This is a genomic window from Pseudoxanthomonas sp. UTMC 1351, assembly GCF_040948865.1.
Taxonomy (GTDB): domain Bacteria; phylum Pseudomonadota; class Gammaproteobacteria; order Xanthomonadales; family Xanthomonadaceae; genus Pseudoxanthomonas_A.
The window spans coordinates 1-17395 of the sequence record NZ_JAVGJT010000012.1 but is presented as its reverse complement, the minus strand read 5'-3'; the positions used below and the strand labels follow the sequence as shown (position 1 = coordinate 17395).

Here is a 17395-nt window from a genome sequence, read left to right as displayed (position 1 = left end):
TGAACTCATCGGTGTACCGCTTCGTGCTCATAACCACCTCCGCCTAAGCCATAGTTTATGGCTGCGAGGTGTCTACGAAACCCGGGGCGATTCAAGTGCTCGTGTCCAATAATCCATTGGACAATTGGTAGGGGCACGCCTGCCTCGCCTAGTTGTGTAGCGACGGTATTGCGAAACGAATGAAACACCAAGCGTGGGTCGGCGAGTCCAACAGTCCGGCGCAAAGTCTGGAAGCGCTTGCCTATCTGAGCGCCGCGTAGTTGGTCCCTGCCTGAGGTGAGAAGGCCGGGGATCAGGTAACCGTCAGGCGTATTCGCAGCAAGCTTCGTAACGAGCGGGGATATCACAGGGTGTATGGGGACCCTTCGCGACGCGGCTCCTGTTTTACCCTCCCTGATTACTAGAGCTTTCTTATCGACATCGCTCGCCTTTAGTTGCGCGATTTCCTCTAGGCGTGCACCGGTATACGCGCCCAGCGCTGCGAGGGCCCATAAAGGGTCGCCCTCAGGGCACCCCCGCAACACCTTCGCCAACTCCTCCGGCTTCCAGGGACGGCGAGCCTTCTCCTTGCCGCGCTTGGAGGTTCGCATGGATGTGGACATGCGGTCGAACGGGTTGGAGTCAATCACGCCGCGCAACATCACCCACTCAAAGAAGGAGCGGAGGCTGCTCGTCTCTTTGGCTCGGGCCGACTCGGAAAGGATGGCTGTGGTGTTGTCCGGCAGCGTCCGTGTGCGGCGCTGGATGACCGTCTCTACGTATCGGCCTGCGTCCCTTCGGGTGACATCGGTGCATGCTCGGTCCACCCCGAACCACTCGGCGAAGGACATAAGGTGCCGGCGCTTCTCATCGACGGTGCGGACCCGAAGTGGCCCCGAGCGTTCCGAGAGGTAGGCTTCCACACGCTGGCCTAGGGTGTCCGCCAGGGTGCCGCTTATGGCCTTGTGGGCGCGCCGGATGGTGCCGAGGGCGGCCGCAGGGAGGAGAGGGTGGCCGTGCTCGTCTACACCGTGCTTTCGTGCCTGGGAATCTAGGAAGTAGTCCAGGCCGGCGTCAAACGCGCGCTCCGCATTATCGGCATCCTCGCTAGAGTCCACCCCGCTGCGGAGTTCCAGGGCAGCAGCCAGTAGCGCCTCGGCATCTGCCTGCGCGTTCGCAGGAGGGGTGGCTACGCGCGCGCCTTGGATGCGTCGTTGCATCTCGGCGAGGACCGCGTGTTTCAGTCGATTTGCCTCGGCCTTGTCACTGGTGCCGAGCGACTGAGTGAGTACCTTCGCGCCGACTGCGTTCTGGTGATCAAGCGGCACAAAGAGCTGCGCGTACCAAATGGTTCCGCGCCGTTTGAGGTATGAAGGTGAGCCCATTGGCCTAGACTAGCATCGGTCTAGGTCATATATCTAGGCCAGTAATCAGTACAAGTAATTGAAAGTCAATGAAATTAAAGGATTGGGGGAGGATGCGGGAGAGTCCCACTCTCTCCGCCAGCCAGCCAGCCAGTCTTGTGGCAGTGGTCCCGAATACTGGGTGTTACCCCATCAGAAGATCCATTGAGATTGGCTGCGAAGCCGACCTCTTCTCAGGGGTTTCGCGTGTGCAGCTGTTATCACGCCAGTGGGCAGGACAAGCCCCGACGTATTGACTACCGGTTTCAAGCATTTCGCTGTCTCGCCGCTGATGTGCCTGGCATGTTAGAAAGGCGGAAATCGTTGCTCAACGGACTGATATGGGTACGGGATACTTGGGAAGATGGACAGCAGTGTTGCCGTCGCTGTGCGTGCTGTTGGCGCTCACGTCGTGTGGGCCGACTTCCCGAAATGCCTATCCGACTGCCGAGTTCGTTCAGAACTTCATCGACCTCAATCGCCGTATGGACGACAGTGCGAGCGCGGTGGCGTATGACCCAAGAACAAAGATCATGGCGGTGGGGCGGGACAGTGGCAGGCTGGAATTGTGGGACGCGCGCACGACTGACTCACGCATCTCACGTGAAGCGCACACCGTCCGCATCGACCATATCGTGATTGGCGCGGAAGACGGCATAGTGCTGACCAGTTCGGCCGGAACTACCGTAATGGGTCTCGACCCGCATGGCATGCCCAAAGTGTGGAACGCGCGTAGCGGCGAACTGCTGTTGGCTCTTCCGGGTGAATGGCACGGTGGGCCGTTGGCCGAGGGGCCGATCGCTGGCTTCTACCTTATTGCAAGCGCCGACGAGCTGCGCGTGTACGACCATGCAAGACGTACCGTGACCACTCCGGCCCTGGATATCCAAGGCCAAGTGACAGCGCTTGCCTCGGACAAGTCCTCCGGCCTGATCGCTATGGGTACCTCCAGTGGTGAATTGCTGTTGCTGACACTGGATGCCACAGGCGAGATTCCGCGGTTGAATGTCGTCAATAAAACATCCACCTATCATCTGGAAGCTCGCACCGACATATTGGCGGTGATGCTGCGTGACGACGGCAGACGGTTGATCACTGTGAACTGGCTTCCAAAGGCGCAACGGCGAGAGCATCCTCCGATCATCTCTGGTCAGCAAGCCGAAGTTGTGCAATGGAACACGCAGAACTGGCAACGCGAGCGTACTTATCCCGTTACGCTGCAGACCGTGCACTGGGCTTCGTACACTCCGGGCGAAGCGTGGCTGGTGCTGGCGGGCAACGAGTCCATGCGCGGCAAGATTGAACTGATTGATCTTCAAGGCGGTGAGGCTTGGCGCTACAAAGCGAACACCTCACATCCCGTCGCCACGCTACTGCCGGAGATCCGCACCGGCATCATTTTACAAAGTGGCGGAGCGACCCAGATCCGCTACCTGGATCAACACTAAACTGGCGCAGCAAGCGTAGCCCAGGTAAGCGCAGCGCATCTGAGGCTTTCGCGGCGATAGTTGCCGTCCAGGTGCTGCCGGTGTTTGTCCTAACAAGCCAAAGAGCGCAAAGTCGTAGTGCCAAACGCTAGGTGGCTCCATGCCGAATCCCCATTTGCCAGACCGCACCACTCATTGGGAAACCGTCTACCAACAGAAGGCGCCCACCGCTGTCAGCTGGTACAGCCCGCATCTCGATGCCTCGCTAAAGCTGCTCGAGCAAGCTGGCCTCGATTCCACCAGTCGCATTATCGATGTTGGCGGCGGCGCTTCGACATTGGTGGACGATCTGATTGAAAGAGGAGTGGCGGACATCACCGTTCTCGATCTTTCGGCAGCTTCGCTTGGCGCTGCACAGACGCGCCTAGGGACGCGCACCAGCCGCGTGACGTGGCTGGTGGGCGACATAATCCGAATGACCTTGTCGGCCTCGGCCTACACGCATTGGCACGATAGAGCCGTCATGCATTTCCTTGCCGAGCCGGCCGATGTGCAGGCTTATGCCGCGCAAGTGGATCGTGTGCTTGCGCCGGGTGGTTATGCAGTCATCGGTGGCTTTGCGCCCGATGGTCCGGAACGTTGCTCGGGCTTGCCGGTGGCTCGACGTTCGGCGGGGGAGATTGCTGCTGAGCTGGGGTCTTCGTTCGTGCTCGTCGGCTCTCTTGCTGAGCGTCATCAGACGCCGGGTGGGGTTGAGCAGTCTTTTGTGTATGCGTTGTTGCGGAAAACTAGTTCGGAAAAGGAAGCGTAGAGAGTTGGTTTCCTTCTCCCTCCGGGAGAAGGTGGCGCGCAGCGACGGATGAGGGAATGGGATGTCCGCTTGTAGTAGAGCCAGCTAGTGAGTCATTGCCATTCCCTCATCCGCCCTTCGGGCACCTTCTCCCGGAGGGAGAAGGGAAGCGGAGGCCCGCCAGCTGCGCCTGTCACAGGTGTGGCGATCTCTTCGCACATTCGGACTCTTCACACATCCGGGGATATAACTCCTCCGCAGAAAACCCTGCGGTACCGCAGCGGTTGTCGTCCCAGCAAGCAATGGGTGCGCGATGAAAGTAGCCCTATACGATGGTCCTGATGAAGTGCATCTAATCGATATCGAACTGCCGGAAGGTCCGGGCAAGAAGATTGTCGTGGGTGAACGCACTTACCGACCGCTGACCAATTCCAACTGGAATCTGAGGAAAGCGTGGGGGCCGGAGGTTCTGCTTTATGTGTGGGACGATATTCCGGAGACGACGCAGGTTTCGATAGCTAGTGGTGACCCGGATTGATGGGTCGGATGTGGCTGGCGGTCGTGAGCGAAGGTCGCTGTTCCCTAGGGCCAAAGTTTCCGGGCGCGACTCACGTCGCTCCTACAATGTGAGGTAGCGCCGGTTCGCGCCAAGGTAATGCATTTACCTTTGACAACAGTCACTTAGCCGTTGATAGTTGGTACCCCCCTGGGGAATGGCGGATAGGGCATGAAATCGATCATGGTTCGCTCCATGACGTGGCTGGCGATTACGGCCTGTGCGCTGGTGCTGTTCGGCTTGGCGCAAACGCTGGAGCTGTGGCTGGCGTAGGGTCTGCGCGATGCCACTCGCGTCAGTGGGGTTGAATGGATTTTCAGCACCTCCCCGTACCGGGCGGCGCGCTTACCTATGTTTATGGGCATATCGCCACTTGTTCGCGGGCGCTGCGAAGTGGCGTCAGCGGTACGGTGGCCACTCGTGCGATTTAGCGACCAACGAACAAGGCGTTGAGTTCGGGATAGGACGGACCTTGCGATGGCGTTGCAACTCCGTTCTGTAGAAATTCCTTGGCGCGTTGCTGCAGGTGGCCGTAAACCGATTCCGCCAGATTCGAGCCGGCGCTGAGTCGACGCACTCCCAACTTCGCCAACTCTTGTGGACTTGGCAGTGCAGGCCGCAGCATGACGTTTAGTGGTAGTTGAGCCTGCTTGCTGAGCTCGTGAATCTCTTCCGCATCGGTTACGCCAGGTACGAACAAGCCGTCGGCGCCAGCGGTACGGTAAAGCGCAGCGCGATGCAGGGTCGCTTCGACGCGCTCACCCGCAGGTGCAAGCTGACGCAGGTAGACGTCGGTGCGCGCATTGATGAAAACATCCAGGCCTTGCTGAGCACAGACGCGCTTGATACTGGCGATTTTGGCGCAGAGCAACTCGGGGTCGCTGCCGCCGTCTTCCAGGTTGATGCCAGACACACCTTCCTGCACCAACTGCACGACAGCATCGGCGACCAAGTCGGGCTGGTCGGAGTAGCCGCCTTCAACATCGACGCTGAGCGGCACATCGATGACGAGGCGAATCTCGGCGACGGCGGCAAGCAGATGCGGCACCGGTAACTGGTCACCATCGGCATAACCATGTGCCCATGCCACGCCGGCGCTTGTGGTGGCGATCGCAGAGGCACCCAGGCTTTCTATCAGCCGGGCGCTGCCGGCGTCCCAGGCGTTGGCGAGCAGCAGCAGGCCGTCGGCATGCAGTTGACGGAAGCGTTGAGTGTGAGCGGCGTAGGTGGTCATGGCGCGTGTCACTGGAATGAGGAGCGGCTATCTTGGCATGGTGAAGCCGAGCGTTTCTTTCCGTTTTCGGACATTGACGATGACGGGCTGAGTACGTGGTGGATATCCCAGTCGCCGCGCTGACTCGACCTAGCTGGGAGAAGCACATCCCCAGCCAAAGTCGCTCTTCAATGGCCGAATGGTGAGTGGGTCAAGTCGCTGGGTCCCGGCCTGCGCCGGGACGACGAAGCTTATGGCTTGTCTAAGAATATCCGCGCCTTCGAACCGGGATTTGCATGTTTGCTTAGCCGGCTAGTTCTTTCGTTTCCCCAGGTATCGCTTCTGCCAGCAGGCACGCGAGTAAAATAGACTCCATGACGCATATCATTTTCACCACGCGCCGAACGATCGGGCGTCATCTGCAAGTATCCGATGTCGATGCGTTGCTCGAGGTCTATGGCGATGCCGATGCCATGCGCTGGGTGGGCGACGGTGAGCCGTTGACGCGCGAGCAATGCGTGGAATGGGTGGCGGTGAGTGAGCGCAACTACCGCACGCGTGGCTATGGGATGTCAGCGTTGGTCGAACACGAGAGTGGGGAAGTGATCGGGTTCTGTGGTTTGGTCCATCCTGCTGGCCAGATTGATGCGGAACTCAAGTACGCATTCAAGCGAAGTCACTGGGGTCGGGGATTGGCGACCGAAGCCGCCGCCGCAATGCTGACTTACGCGCAGGAATCGCTGGGCTTGCGCTATGCCATTGCCACCACTGCTCCGCAGAACCTGGCTTCGCAGCGTGTGCTAAACAAGGCCGGCATGCGGCCGGCCCCGGATTTTATTGATCCGGATGGAACGGTCGTACGATGCTTCGCATGGCATGCGCCGGCACCAGCAAAGAATGAGATCCACTTGCCGCAGCAGTCGCTGGCGTAGGTCGGGGCTGCGCCCCGACGCGCGGACTAATGGACCGACGCTAGCTGATGCCATCGGCCGCGGGGCCGACCGCTGTCTAATACGCGATATCAGGCGCTAAGCCTTGCCAGCCCGCGAAACAGTCGCCATTTGCCGTCGCCGCCTTCCACATTGATGGCGTAGTCGATCCCTTGCTGCTGGCGTTGGGTAGCCAGCTTGACGGCATAGAACAACGCCGCGCCGCGGCTGGCGAAATGCAGCGGCGGAGATTCATTGATGGACAGTTCATAGCTGCCATCTTCGGCAGGCGTGTAGGGGATATCGAAAGTCATCATGATGCGGGTGGGGGAAAACAGCACTTGCCGCGACAAGCTACGTACACGGAAGTGATGTTGATGAAAAAACGCGCTTATATAGTTTGCGAATATTCAGAATGTGACGAAACCCTCGTATTCAGCGTGCGCCAGTCGTTCGCCTACACATTTTCTTCGCAATATCTTCCGTATAACTTTACATAGTGGAACGTTTCGCTTAATAGGCGAAATCATTAACCCCTCAAACCGGGCCGCCGCGCGCCGATGACCGGGGGACCACAAGAGAACCTAACGCAGCCGGTTTCCCCCTGTTTCCGCCTGCGTCCAACGGTCAGTCGCGAGTCCGACACCGTCGCCGCCGGGAAAAGTTGGTAGTGTTCTCGTAAGAATGGCGGGCCTGACGGCCCGCCATTCTTATTTCTGCGTTTCTGTTTCTCGGGCAGTCCACTTGCCGTTTATTGGGTGGTGAGATCCCACGCCCGCAGGCCGTTTTCCAGTGTCGCCAGGGCGGCAGGCACGCTGTCCGCGTCCAACTCGGCCACGGTGTCGTTAGGGCTATGGATGACCCGCATTACCTTGGGAATGGGGTTGGGCTTGCCACCACTGAACGCCTTCAAGGTTGGATCGATTTCGTCGCCACCGATCAGCGAAAACGATACGGCCGGCCAGCCTGCTTTCAAGAATGCCAAATGGTCGGTCGGCGGATACTCGGCGCCAGCACGGAAATGCAGCCGGTGCTCGGTGCTGGCGGTACGCATTGCGGTGACGAGCGGGGCATCCGCTTGTGGCGACATCATCCATAGCGTGTCGCCCCAACCGAACACATCGAAATTGACATACAGCGCCGGCTTTTCCCTTCCCGGCGTCGCGACCCAGGCGCGCGAGCCCAACAGGCCTTCCTCTTCCAAATCCCAGAAGACGACTTGCACGCGGTGATTAGCCAGCGGGCGCGCCTTCAACGCTGCCGCCAATTCCAGCACCGTCGATACTCCCGAAGCGTTGTCGGTGGCCCCATGTCCTGCGGCGACTTTGTCGTAATGCGCACCGATCAACAGCAAGGGTGCGTCGGCACGGCCGCCCAAGTCTGCGATCAGGTTGGAGCCGCTGTGGTCGTCCTGTGAAAAAACTTCTTTGCGCCACGCAATGTTCATTGCGTCTAGTCGGGCGCCGATTGCGGCGCCGCGGGTGAGGCTATCCTGTCCTTCACTGATCTCACGCACTTGGTTTTCCCAAGATGTGCTGGCGCCGGCGCAAGCGGGCAGGGCGACCAACATCGCCAGCACTGCCGTGCTGCGTAACAGGAAGCGGAAAAACGGTGCGCGATAAGCCATGGGTTCTCTCTGGGAAAGCAATGCGAGGTGTAGACAGCCAAAAAGACGGCCGCCGCTCGGCGGATTGTCACACGTCACGGTCGAAATGTGAGTTGCAGCGAGCGTAGCGACGGACTAGGCTCCGGGGAAGCAGTAGATGGGGAGTTCCTAGCAGCATGATTCGCGTATTTCTGATCGACGACCACACCCTGGTCCGGACTGGCATGAAGATGATCTTGTCCAGCGAGATCGACATGGAGGTGGTTGGCGAAGCAGCGAGCGGCGAAGACGCGTTGCCGTCGATACGCAAGCTGGCACCGGACGTGGTGCTGTGTGATTTGCATCTGCCGGGTATCAGTGGGCTTGAGGTGACGGAACGCATTGCCCATGGCGACGGCTGCCCGCGGGTGGTCATCGTTTCTGTGTTGGAAGATGGACCGCTGCCAAAACGACTTATGGAGGCCGGTGCGTCAGGCTACATAGGCAAGGGTGGCGACGCTACCGAACTGGTGCGCGCGGTGCGCGAGGTAGCGCGAGGCAAGCGTTACCTGGGCAACAACATCGCGCAGAATCTTGCGCTGTTGAACGTGAGCGGTGACACGTCGCCATTCGATGTGCTGTCGCCACGCGAGCTGGAAGTAGCCATGCTGCTGACGCAGGGGCTGCGTCAGGAAGACATCGCCAAACGTCTCAACCTGAGCGCGAAAACCATCAATACGCACAAGACGCGCCTGTTCGAAAAAACTGGTGTGCAGGACAGCATCGCACTGGCGCGGCTCGCGACGCAGTACGGTTTGTCGGATCCTTCGCGCTCGTTTTAAGGCGCATGTTTGACGTAGGAGCGACGTGAGTCGCGATCAGGTCTCCCTGTTGTTATCCCAGGGTGAGAAAGAAAAGCACAAGGACAAGATCCAGATAGCAGACCGGCCGCATAGTGCGGCCGGTCTGGTGTTGCTCGTTGATCGGAATTAATCAGATCAGGCGCTACGTTCGGTGCTTTCCTGATCCGGCTCCGACGGCTTTTCATCGTCGTTGTGTGCCGCCACAGGGTCGATTTCCTCGGACTTTGCCGGCTTTGGCGTGGGCACCGGATCGAACAGGCTGCGGGTCACGGAGGGTGGTGTGTCCTGGTCGGCGACAAAGAACAGCGAGCCGGTGCTACCCGAAGTGGGTGTCGGCGGCTCCGACATCGCAAAGGAGGCCGCGCTGGGAGTCGGTTTGGCTTCGGTGTCTGCGAGTGCGGTCTGCTGGGCAGCCGATTCCGTCGCCGCGGGTTCCGGCGCCGGAGTAGGCGTGGATGGCACAGCAGGCGCGGACACCGCGGGGACGGGAGCCGTCGTAGTGGCGGCTTCGTGCGCGATCTCTTGCTTGACGGTTTCGACCACAGACGCGCCCGCCTTGGCTTCGGTTTCGACCACTGCGGCGATTTCGGCTTTTTCTTCCGGGGCTACCGTAGTACTGGTGAAGTCAGCCTGAGGTTCGACTTCCGGCTTCGATTCCGTATGGGAAGCGTCGACGGCTATTTTGTCGGCGACTACAGGCGGCGCGGCGGAAACTGGCGGCGCTGGCGCAACCGTGTCCTGCTTCGGCGTGACCGTTTCCTCTACCTCATGGTTCAAGGTAACGGCCGTAGCGGCGGCGATCGGAGCAATGGCGGCCGGTGCAGCAGCAGGTGCGGCGGCGACCGGCGTTGTCGCGGAAGAGGACGGGCGCGCAACCCGCAACTCTTCTTCTTCGAAGTCGAACTCGGGCTGCGAACTGGTGGCGATGACGTCATCTTGTTCGTCGTCATCCAGACCCTCGACGCCCTGACCTTCATTGGAGGCACCTGCCTCGCTGCCTCCACGGCGACGGCGGCGACCACCACGACGACCGCGGCGGCGGCGGCCTGTGCCTTCGCCATTCTCAGCCACTTCCGTTGAAGGCGCCGCGTCATCCACGACGCCATCAACCGAGACTGCTGGCGTATCGGTGGTCTCGTCGGCAAGAGTCGCCGGTGCCGGCGTGACCGGACGGGGCGAGTCGATGGCGGGAGCGATGTTGTCGACCGAGGTCACGGCTGCCGTTGCCACTACCGTAGCTTCCGCGGCTGTCGTATCCGGTTTGGCTGGCTTCGGAGCCTCGTTCTGGCGCGGCGGCTTGGCAGCGGCATTCTGGGCTGGCTGCTGCGCATTGGCTTGCACGCCCTGTTGCTGCGGTTTGGGCTGCTTCTGCTGCTTTTGTGGCTGCTGCTGCTTCTGAGGCTGTTCGCCACGCTGCTTCTGTTGCTGGCCAGCCTGAGGCTGCGTCGTTTGAGGTTTGCGTTCGTCGCGGCGCTGATCGTCACGGCGGGGTTCGTCGCGACGCGGTTGTCCGCTGCGCTGCCCCTGCTGCTGTCCCCGCCCATCGCGGTTCTCGCGGCGTTGGTTGCCGCCACGGTCACGGTCGCCACGCGGGCGGTTGTCCTGCTGCTGACGCGACTGCGACGTCTGTGCCGGAGCAGTCGCATCGGCGCCGCCCAGCAGACGCTTGAACCAGCCAATCACGCCACCGCTGGCAGCCGGTGCAGCCACCGCCATAGGAGCAGGGGCGGGAGCGGAAATCGGCGCAGATGTTTCGCGTTCCTCACGCACCGGTGCCGGCTGCGCATGCTTCACGTGCGTCACCGCGGGTGCGGTCGGAATGTTGAGCTGAGCCTTGGTCAACGCGTGCACCGGCAGCTTGCGCGGAGTGCCGCGCTGATAGCTGGGTTTGGTGCTTTCTTCGGTCAGTTCGTTTTCGCGCACACGAGTGACTTCGTAGTGCGGCGTGTGTAGCGCTTCGTCGGCGACGATGATGATCGGCGCGTCATGACGTTGTTCGATTTCGCGCAAAGCTCCGCGCTTTTCGTTGAGCAGGAAGTTGGCGATTTCCACCGGGGCCTGCACAAGCACCTGTCCGGTGTTTTCCTTCATGGCGTGCTCTTCAGCAACGCGGATGATGGAAAGCGACAGCGATTCAACGCTGCGCATCCGGCCGTGGCCGTCGCAGCGGGGGCAGATGATCTGGCTCGATTCGCCCAGCGACGGACGCAGGCGCTGACGGCTCATTTCCATCAGGCCGAAGCGCGAGATGCGACCCAGCTGCACACGGGCGCGGTCGTACTTCAGTGCGTTCTGCAGGCGGTTTTCCACCTCACGCTGGTGCTTGTTGGAGGCCATGTCGATGAAATCGATGACCACCAAACCGCCCAGGTCGCGCAGGCGCAGCTGGCGGGCGACTTCGTCGGCCGCTTCCAGATTGGTGTGGAACGCTGTTTCCTCGATATCGCCGCCTTTGGTGGCGCGAGCCGAGTTGACGTCGATAGCGGTCAGCGCCTCGGTCTGGTCGACCACGATGGAGCCGCCGGAGGGCAGGCGGACATTGCGCTCATACGCCGCTTCGATCTGCGATTCGATCTGGAAGCGGTTGAATAGCGGGATGTCGTCTTTGTAGTGCTTCAGCTTGCGCAGGTTGTGCGGCATCACCTGCTGCATGAATTCCTGCGCGGTGGCGTAGAGCTCTTCGGTGTCGACCAGGATCTCGCCCACGTCCGAACGGAGGTAGTCGCGCAGGGCGCGCACGATCAGGCGCGACTCCTGGTAGATCAGGAACGGGGCGGGCTTGGTCAGTGCGGCTTCGGCAATCGCCTTCCAGACCTGCAACAGGTAATCCAGGTCCCACTGCAGTTCTTCGGCGTCGCGGCCGACGCCGGCGGTGCGGATGATCACGCCCATGTCCTCGGGAATGGCCAGCGCGTCCATCGCCTTCTTCAACTCGGCCCGGTCGTCGCCCTCGATCCGACGGGACACGCCGCCAGCGGTGGGCGAGTTGGGCATCAGCACCATGTACCGACCGGCCAGGGAGATGAACGTGGTCAGGGCGGCGCCCTTGTTGCCGCGTTCATCCTTGTCCACCTGAACGACGACTTCCTGGCCTTCGCGCAGCAGTTCGCGCAAGCCGGCCTTGTTGTGGTCGACCCCGGCTTGGAAATAGTCGCGGGAGATTTCTTTCAGTGGCAGGAAGCCGTGGCGTTCAGCGCCGTAATCGACGAAGGCGGCTTCCAGGGAGGGCTCAAGCCGGGTGATTCGGCCCTTGTAGATGTTGGACTTCTTTTGTTCCTTTGACGGCTGCTCGATATCGATGTCGTACAGCGTTTGTCCGTCGACGATGGCCACGCGCAGCTCTTCAGCCTGCGTAGCGTTGATCAACATGCGTTTCATGGTGCGTTCCTCGCGCGCTACTACCGCGCGGAACGCCATGGCGTTTCGCCTCTGGAACCTGCTCCTCGTGAGAGGTATTTCCGTCCCTTGCGCAGGCGCAGATGGGCCGGGTTGGGTTTCCAGCGCTACGACACCACGGCAGGCCGCGGGAGCGCTTTTTTCAAAATGTGTTACAGGGCCGGCGGCAGCTTCCCACCAGGTGGTTGCGCCGCGCGGGACATGTTCAGCTCCGATCTCTGACGAACCGGGCGGTATCCGAGCTTGCCGGTAAGCCGCTAACATGGCCGCCCCTGGGGCGGTGGCCGCGCACTAGACCGGAATCGCGGGAGGCTGGGCTTCTGGCCCGCGGCATTGAACAAACTGCCTAACTTCCAGCGAAATCAAACCCTTATCTCGCCCGCCGAGTGTAACAGAATAAATAGACGGATGACCGCCCAGCCCCCCGCACCCTCAGCTAACAGCCCCGCCAAGTCGCCCGTTCGCACCGTCAAGGTGCCGGAGGATCGTGGCGGCCAGCGCTTGGACAATTTCCTGCTGGGCCAGCTGAAAGGCGCTCCGCGCAGCCTGGTCTACAAGCTGGTGCGCAGCGGCCAGGTGCGGGTGAACGGCGGCCGGGCGAAGGCCGAACGCAAGCTGGAAGCCGGAGACGAGGTACGGATTCCGCCGGTGAATCTCGTCGAGGAAGGAGACAAGACGCCACCGCCTGCAAGTTTTCTGGAACGCATGGAACAGGCCATCGTGTTCGAGGACGCGCGCCTGCTGGTCCTGAACAAGCCGACCGGCGTCGCCAGTCACGGCGGCAGCGGCATCAGTCATGGCGCCATCGAAACGATGCGGGTACTGCGTCCGAACCAGAACCTGGAACTGGTCCATCGGTTGGACCGCGACACGTCGGGTTTGCTGATCATGGCCAAGAAACGCTCGGCGTTGACTGAACTGCAGGCGTTGATGCGCGAAGAAGGCGGCCGTATCGAAAAACGCTACCTCACGTTGCTGGTTAGCCGCATGCCCGATGGCGTGATGACGGTGGATGCGTCCTTGCATGTGGGGCTACGACAGGGCGGGGAACGCCATGTGCAGGTGAACGCTAACGGCAAGCCTTCCCTGAGCCATTTCAGGGTGCTGGAGCGTCGTGGTGGCCATTCATATTGCGAAGTGCGCATCGAAACCGGCCGTACCCACCAAATCCGCGTACACGCGCAGCACATCGGCCATCCGGTCGCCGGGGACGACAAGTACGGCGACGAAGCGGTCAACAAGCGCCTGCGGGATCAGGCCGGCCTCAAGCGGTTGTTCCTGCATGCGGCGTCGTTGCAGTTCGCGTTGGATGCAGGAAAAACGCCCTATGTGCTGAACGCGCCGTTGGCGGACGATTTGGCCGCAGCATTGGACCGGCTGGCCTAACACTTTGGTAGCGCCGAGATCCTATGTTGACGGTCATCCGTCATGGCGACGTGTCGGGACAAGGAATCCATCCGCGTGTTCGTAGAGCCGAGCTGCGCCCCGTGTTTGTGCCGAGTCAGTAGCAATAATGCCGTCGCAAGGGCAGGCAATAGCGAATAGCCGTCTAAGGCGCTTCTCGTAGAGCCCTTAATGCCAAAGGCCCAGCACCAACCCAAACACCACGAACTGCAGCGTGTGGTAGCCACCATCGATCAGCCATAACTTCAGGCTGCGCTGTGCAAACAAATAATTGATGCCGAAGCTGGCGGCCACGAAGCAAAAACCGACCAGTGCGCCGGTGCAAAGCGCGGATGAAAGCACGGGGTGCGGGCCGAGCAGATAGGCAAACGCGGCCGCAGCCAACAGCGAGAACACGAATGCGCCGCCGAAGACCCTGGCGGGGTGTCCCTTCTGCTGTTCGGTGACGCCCGCGGCGGGTCCCCACGCCTTACCGAATATCGGGCCGTACCAGACGCCGCCAAGCAGAAAGCTCGATGCGGCCGCCACGAGGACGGCCCAGAAATTAATCTCTTGCATGTCTTTCCCCTGGTTTCGAGCGCCATTGGCCGATGGAATCCGGCACGACGACCATTCGCGACCGCAGGCTGGCAGTCACCAACGGCGCAACCTGACAAGGCCGCCGCTGGTCAGCGTTGCTCGTCCAATTTGAAACATTCGTCGGGGCGGACTTCCGGTGGTTTGAAGTTCACCGGCACCTGGATCGTCGCTGGCGTTGGTCGGCCATTGGCCGTAGCGGGCCTGAACTTCCAGGTCTGCACGCGCTGCTGCGCAGCTTCGTCCAAGGCTTGGTTGCCGCTGCTTTGGACCAGGGCAACCTGGGTGGGTTTGCCTTCCACCCCGATGGTGACCGATAAGCTGGTCGTGCCGCCGACACCCGCGCAGGCGAGCTCAAAGGGATAGTCCGGCGGAGGCGTGTCGATAGCGGCGACTTCGGTGGGGCGCTGAACCGGGGGCGCCTCTTCGCTGGCACCGCCGCAGCCGGCCAGCAGCAGCGCCGAGGCCGCGAATAACGGCATTCCGAGTCTTGCAGTGTGTAGCCAACGGATCGCGGGTTTCATGATTGCCTCGCCAGGGTTTCGGTCTTGGCCGCGCAAATAAAGTCGTTCTCGCTTAGCCCGCCCACGTCGTGGGTCGAGTAGCGCACGACGGCCCGATTGTAGTGCACCCCCAGGTCCGGGTGGTGGTCCTCGCGGTGGGCGACATAGGCCAGCGCGTTAACGAAGGCCATGGTTTGATAGTAGTTTCCAAAATGGAAGGTTTTGGCTATCGCATGACCTTCCTCGATCAGTTCCCAGCCGGGTATCTGCGGCAGCAATTCGGCAATCCGGGCCTGGCCCAGCTTGTGTTCGATACCTTTCAGGGGAAGGCAATGCGCCTGGTCGAGTGGAATCAGATCGGACATGAAGTTTCCTCTGGCGGCGGACCGGCTGAACGCCCGATCCCACGCGATGACGGCTCGAATGAGCGACTAACGAGTAGAGGGCTAGAATACCCCGCATGATCCAGATTTCCGACAGCGCCCAAACCCATTTCCGCAAACTGATCGAGCGCGAGGCCCTTCCGGGGCTGGGAGTGCGCTTGAGTGCCGTTGACCCCGGCACCGCACGCGCCGATGCACGGCTGGAGTTCGCGGAACCGCGGGATCTGGCGGGCGATGAATGGGCGGTGGATTGCGATGGCTTCACCTTGTACGTGGATGCCAACAGCGTTGCTTGGCTGGACGGTGCGGAGATCGACTACATCACCCAGGGTGCAGGCACGCAGCTGACCATCAAGGCACCGAAGATCAAGGGCGAAGCGCCTGCCGAGTCAGCATCTTTGGTCGAGCGTGTGCGCTGGGTGGTGGAAAACGAAATCAATCCGCAGCTTGCCCAGCACAAGGGGCGGGTGGCGGTGGAAGAGGTCACCGGGGAGGGGGTAGTGCGATTGCGTTTCGGCGGCGGTTGTCACGGCTGTGGCATGGCCGACGTAACGTTGAAACAGGGCATCGAGAAAACCTTGATGGCCCGCGTTCCCGGAATAACGGCGGTGCGTGATGCGACCGACCACGACACCGGTGATGCGCCCTATATACCGCGCGACAACGCGGCCTGACGCCATCCCGCACCGGTGACGAAAGCCGCCGACCTCATCGCCGCTTTGCTGCCTCGCAAAGCGACGCCGATGCTGGAACGCCATACCGGCCTGCCGTACGGTTGGGGAATATGGATGCGCGGGTTGCCTGCGCGCCTGGGCACGATTACCCGAGAAAAAGCCGAGAACATAGTTGTGCTGCTGATGCAGCGGCCGGCACCTCAGCCTTCGCCCATCGCGCCTGCATTGAACAAACTGCAAGCGCTGCGAGCGTTGTTTTACCAGGATTGGGATCCGCCGCTGCGAGAAGAGCGCGGCATTCGCTGGTTCGCTGGCTTCGTCAGCCTTGTCATGCACCTGCTGTTCTTTTTGCTGTTGCTGCTGGCTGCGTTGGTCAACGTAACGCTGCCGCCGCCGGCCGGCGATAGCAGCAGCCGAGTGCAGGTGGAGTTCATTGGGAAGGGCACCCCGGAAGAGGAAGGTGGCGGTCCGCCGGCGGAGCAGGCTGCGCCCGCGCAATCGGCTGCGGCGGCGTCGGGAGCTTCTTCCCCCGCATCACCGCCATCACCGCCAGCGGCGGTAGCGGCGGTAGCGGCGGGTGAACCTGTTGCGCCCACATTGACATCCGAGGTGCCAGAGCTCCAGCAGCGCGAGGTTCCGGAACCTTCACCGCCAGCTGCACCGCAGACCCTTCAGGTCACCGAGACACCCGTACCCACGACCGAATTCGTGCTGCCGCCGCCGACGCCGCGCACGGTCGAAATTGCGCCACCACAGATCCGCACGCCAGAGCTTGGCGTACCGACACGTGAAGTGACGGTGGTGCCAACCCCGCCCGCACAGCGCGAACTACCCCAGAGGCCGGTGGACGTACCGCAAATTGCCATTCCCGAGCGGCAGATCCAACAACGGGAAATCGTCGGTCCAGCGCCACAGGTGCGCGAAGTACAGGTGCCATCGCGGGAGATCAGCGCGCGCGAATTGAGTGCTCCGGCGGCCAGCGTACGGGAAGCGGAAGTTCCCGCGCCCCAGCCACGTCCTGCTCCCACCGGTACCGCGCCGACCACGGCACCCGTGCAAGCCACGGGTAGCGCGGCGGCGCAAACGACCAGCACCGACAGACCTAGCGGAGCGCAACCGAACACCGCTACCTCCGGTCCGACGACGGCCAACCGACCAGGCGGCCCAGTGACGCCGACGCGCGCCGACGATTGGGGCGATTCGAATCGAAACGTGCCCGGCCAAGCAGGTGCGCCGGGTACGGGGGAACGCCCCGGTTTGTTCAACAGCGATGGCAGCGTACGCCTGCCCGGTACGGGTGATGCGAGTACGGCCGGCGACAGCGGATCACGTGGCGCTCCCGGCGGTGATCAGGATGCGTGGACGCGTGAAAAATTGGAGCAGGCGGGCACCTGGCTGCAACGGCCGCCTTACGACTACGAACCCACCGCGTTTGACAAATTCTGGGTGCCCAACGAATCGCTGTTGCAGGAATGGGTGCGGAAGAACATTCGCGAAACTTCCATTCCGATTCCAGGGACATCCAAGCGACTCAAGTGCGTCGTTTCGATACTGCAACTGGGCGGCGGTTGCGGCATCGTCGATCCAAATCTCAATGAGCAACCCGCCGAAGCGCGTCCTCCACCGGATATCCCGGTCAAGCGCACGCCGATTCCGACAGACAGTTGATATCTGTAGGAGCGGCGTCTGTAGGAGCGGCGTCCCGCCGCGAGCT

General features: G+C 61.5%; 16 protein-coding genes. 8 read left to right on the top strand and 8 right to left on the bottom strand.

Features of this window, described 5'->3' with window-relative positions; translation table 11 throughout:
• Positions 1-5 precede the first annotated feature (5 nt).
• The gene (locus tag AB6O04_RS09965; RefSeq protein WP_368563717.1) at positions 6-1364 is read right to left on the bottom strand and encodes a tyrosine-type recombinase/integrase; all 1359 of its coding nucleotides are present in this window, start codon (positions 1362-1364) and stop codon (positions 6-8) included.
• Positions 1365-1756: 392 nt separating this feature from the next.
• Between AB6O04_RS09965 and AB6O04_RS09960 the strand changes: the two genes are divergently transcribed.
• The 3 genes from AB6O04_RS09960 (at position 1757) to AB6O04_RS09950 (ending at position 4137) form a co-directional block, all read left to right on the top strand.
• Entirely contained in the window at positions 1757-2830 is a 1074-nt protein-coding gene (locus AB6O04_RS09960) for a WD40 repeat domain-containing protein (protein ID WP_368563716.1), read from the top strand.
• 154 nt (positions 2831-2984) lie between these two features.
• Positions 2985-3620: a class I SAM-dependent methyltransferase gene (locus AB6O04_RS09955; RefSeq protein ID WP_368563715.1), complete on the top strand. Its 636-nt coding sequence runs from the start codon at positions 2985-2987 to the stop codon at positions 3618-3620.
• A 292-nt stretch (positions 3621-3912) separates the two neighbouring features.
• The gene (locus AB6O04_RS09950; protein WP_368563714.1) at positions 3913-4137 is read left to right on the top strand and encodes a hypothetical protein; all 225 of its coding nucleotides are present in this window, start codon (positions 3913-3915) and stop codon (positions 4135-4137) included.
• Positions 4138-4582: 445 nt separating this feature from the next.
• On the opposite strand, the gene AB6O04_RS09945 is transcribed toward AB6O04_RS09950, so the two are convergent.
• Positions 4583-5389: an isocitrate lyase/phosphoenolpyruvate mutase family protein gene (locus AB6O04_RS09945; RefSeq protein WP_368563713.1), complete on the bottom strand. Its 807-nt coding sequence runs from the start codon at positions 5387-5389 to the stop codon at positions 4583-4585.
• A gap of 353 nt (positions 5390-5742) precedes the next feature.
• Here AB6O04_RS09945 and AB6O04_RS09940 point away from each other — a divergent pair, with 353 nt between their 5' ends.
• Entirely contained in the window at positions 5743-6300 is a 558-nt protein-coding gene (locus AB6O04_RS09940; RefSeq protein ID WP_368563712.1) for a GNAT family N-acetyltransferase, read from the top strand.
• A gap of 89 nt (positions 6301-6389) precedes the next feature.
• Here AB6O04_RS09940 and AB6O04_RS09935 read toward each other — a convergent pair whose 3' ends face one another.
• Both AB6O04_RS09935 and AB6O04_RS09930 read right to left on the bottom strand, forming a co-directional pair.
• Complete coding sequence (locus AB6O04_RS09935) at positions 6390-6650, bottom strand: hypothetical protein (protein ID WP_368563711.1); 261 nt, start codon at positions 6648-6650, stop codon at positions 6390-6392.
• Between the two features lie 398 nt (positions 6651-7048).
• Positions 7049-7924: a M28 family metallopeptidase gene (locus AB6O04_RS09930; protein WP_368563710.1), complete on the bottom strand. Its 876-nt coding sequence runs from the start codon at positions 7922-7924 to the stop codon at positions 7049-7051.
• A 155-nt stretch (positions 7925-8079) separates the two neighbouring features.
• Here AB6O04_RS09930 and AB6O04_RS09925 point away from each other — a divergent pair, with 155 nt between their 5' ends.
• Positions 8080-8724 carry a response regulator gene (locus tag AB6O04_RS09925; RefSeq protein ID WP_368563709.1) on the top strand — a complete coding sequence of 215 codons (645 nt, stop codon included), beginning with the start codon at positions 8080-8082 and terminating at the stop codon, positions 8722-8724.
• Between the two features lie 156 nt (positions 8725-8880).
• Here AB6O04_RS09925 and AB6O04_RS09920 read toward each other — a convergent pair whose 3' ends face one another.
• Positions 8881-12123 (bottom strand): Rne/Rng family ribonuclease, encoded by a 3243-nt coding sequence (locus tag AB6O04_RS09920; protein WP_368563708.1) that lies wholly within the window; start codon positions 12121-12123, stop codon positions 8881-8883.
• 426 nt (positions 12124-12549) lie between these two features.
• Between AB6O04_RS09920 and AB6O04_RS09915 the strand changes: the two genes are divergently transcribed.
• Positions 12550-13527 (top strand): RluA family pseudouridine synthase, encoded by a 978-nt coding sequence (locus AB6O04_RS09915; RefSeq protein ID WP_368563707.1) that lies wholly within the window; start codon positions 12550-12552, stop codon positions 13525-13527.
• A gap of 186 nt (positions 13528-13713) precedes the next feature.
• Here the strand turns inward: AB6O04_RS09915 and AB6O04_RS09910 are convergent, their stop codons facing one another.
• The 3 genes from AB6O04_RS09910 to AB6O04_RS09900 form a co-directional block, all read right to left on the bottom strand.
• Complete coding sequence (locus AB6O04_RS09910) at positions 13714-14103, bottom strand: DUF1761 domain-containing protein (protein WP_368563706.1); 390 nt, start codon at positions 14101-14103, stop codon at positions 13714-13716.
• Between the two features lie 110 nt (positions 14104-14213).
• Positions 14214-14645, bottom strand: a complete 432-nt coding sequence (locus AB6O04_RS09905) for an energy transducer TonB (protein WP_368563705.1) — start codon at positions 14643-14645, stop codon at positions 14214-14216.
• Positions 14642-14989 (bottom strand): 4a-hydroxytetrahydrobiopterin dehydratase, encoded by a 348-nt coding sequence (locus tag AB6O04_RS09900; protein WP_368563704.1) that lies wholly within the window; start codon positions 14987-14989, stop codon positions 14642-14644. Before AB6O04_RS09900 ends, AB6O04_RS09905 begins: the two co-directional genes overlap by 4 nt.
• A 95-nt stretch (positions 14990-15084) precedes the next feature.
• Between AB6O04_RS09900 and AB6O04_RS09895 the strand changes: the two genes are divergently transcribed.
• A complete protein-coding gene (locus AB6O04_RS09895) occupies positions 15085-15681 on the top strand; it encodes an NfuA family Fe-S biogenesis protein (RefSeq protein ID WP_337342033.1) in 597 nt (198 codons plus the stop codon).
• Between the two features lie 15 nt (positions 15682-15696).
• Complete coding sequence (locus AB6O04_RS09890) at positions 15697-17349, top strand: hypothetical protein (protein ID WP_368563703.1); 1653 nt, start codon at positions 15697-15699, stop codon at positions 17347-17349.
• The last annotated feature ends 46 nt before the right edge of the window (positions 17350-17395 follow it).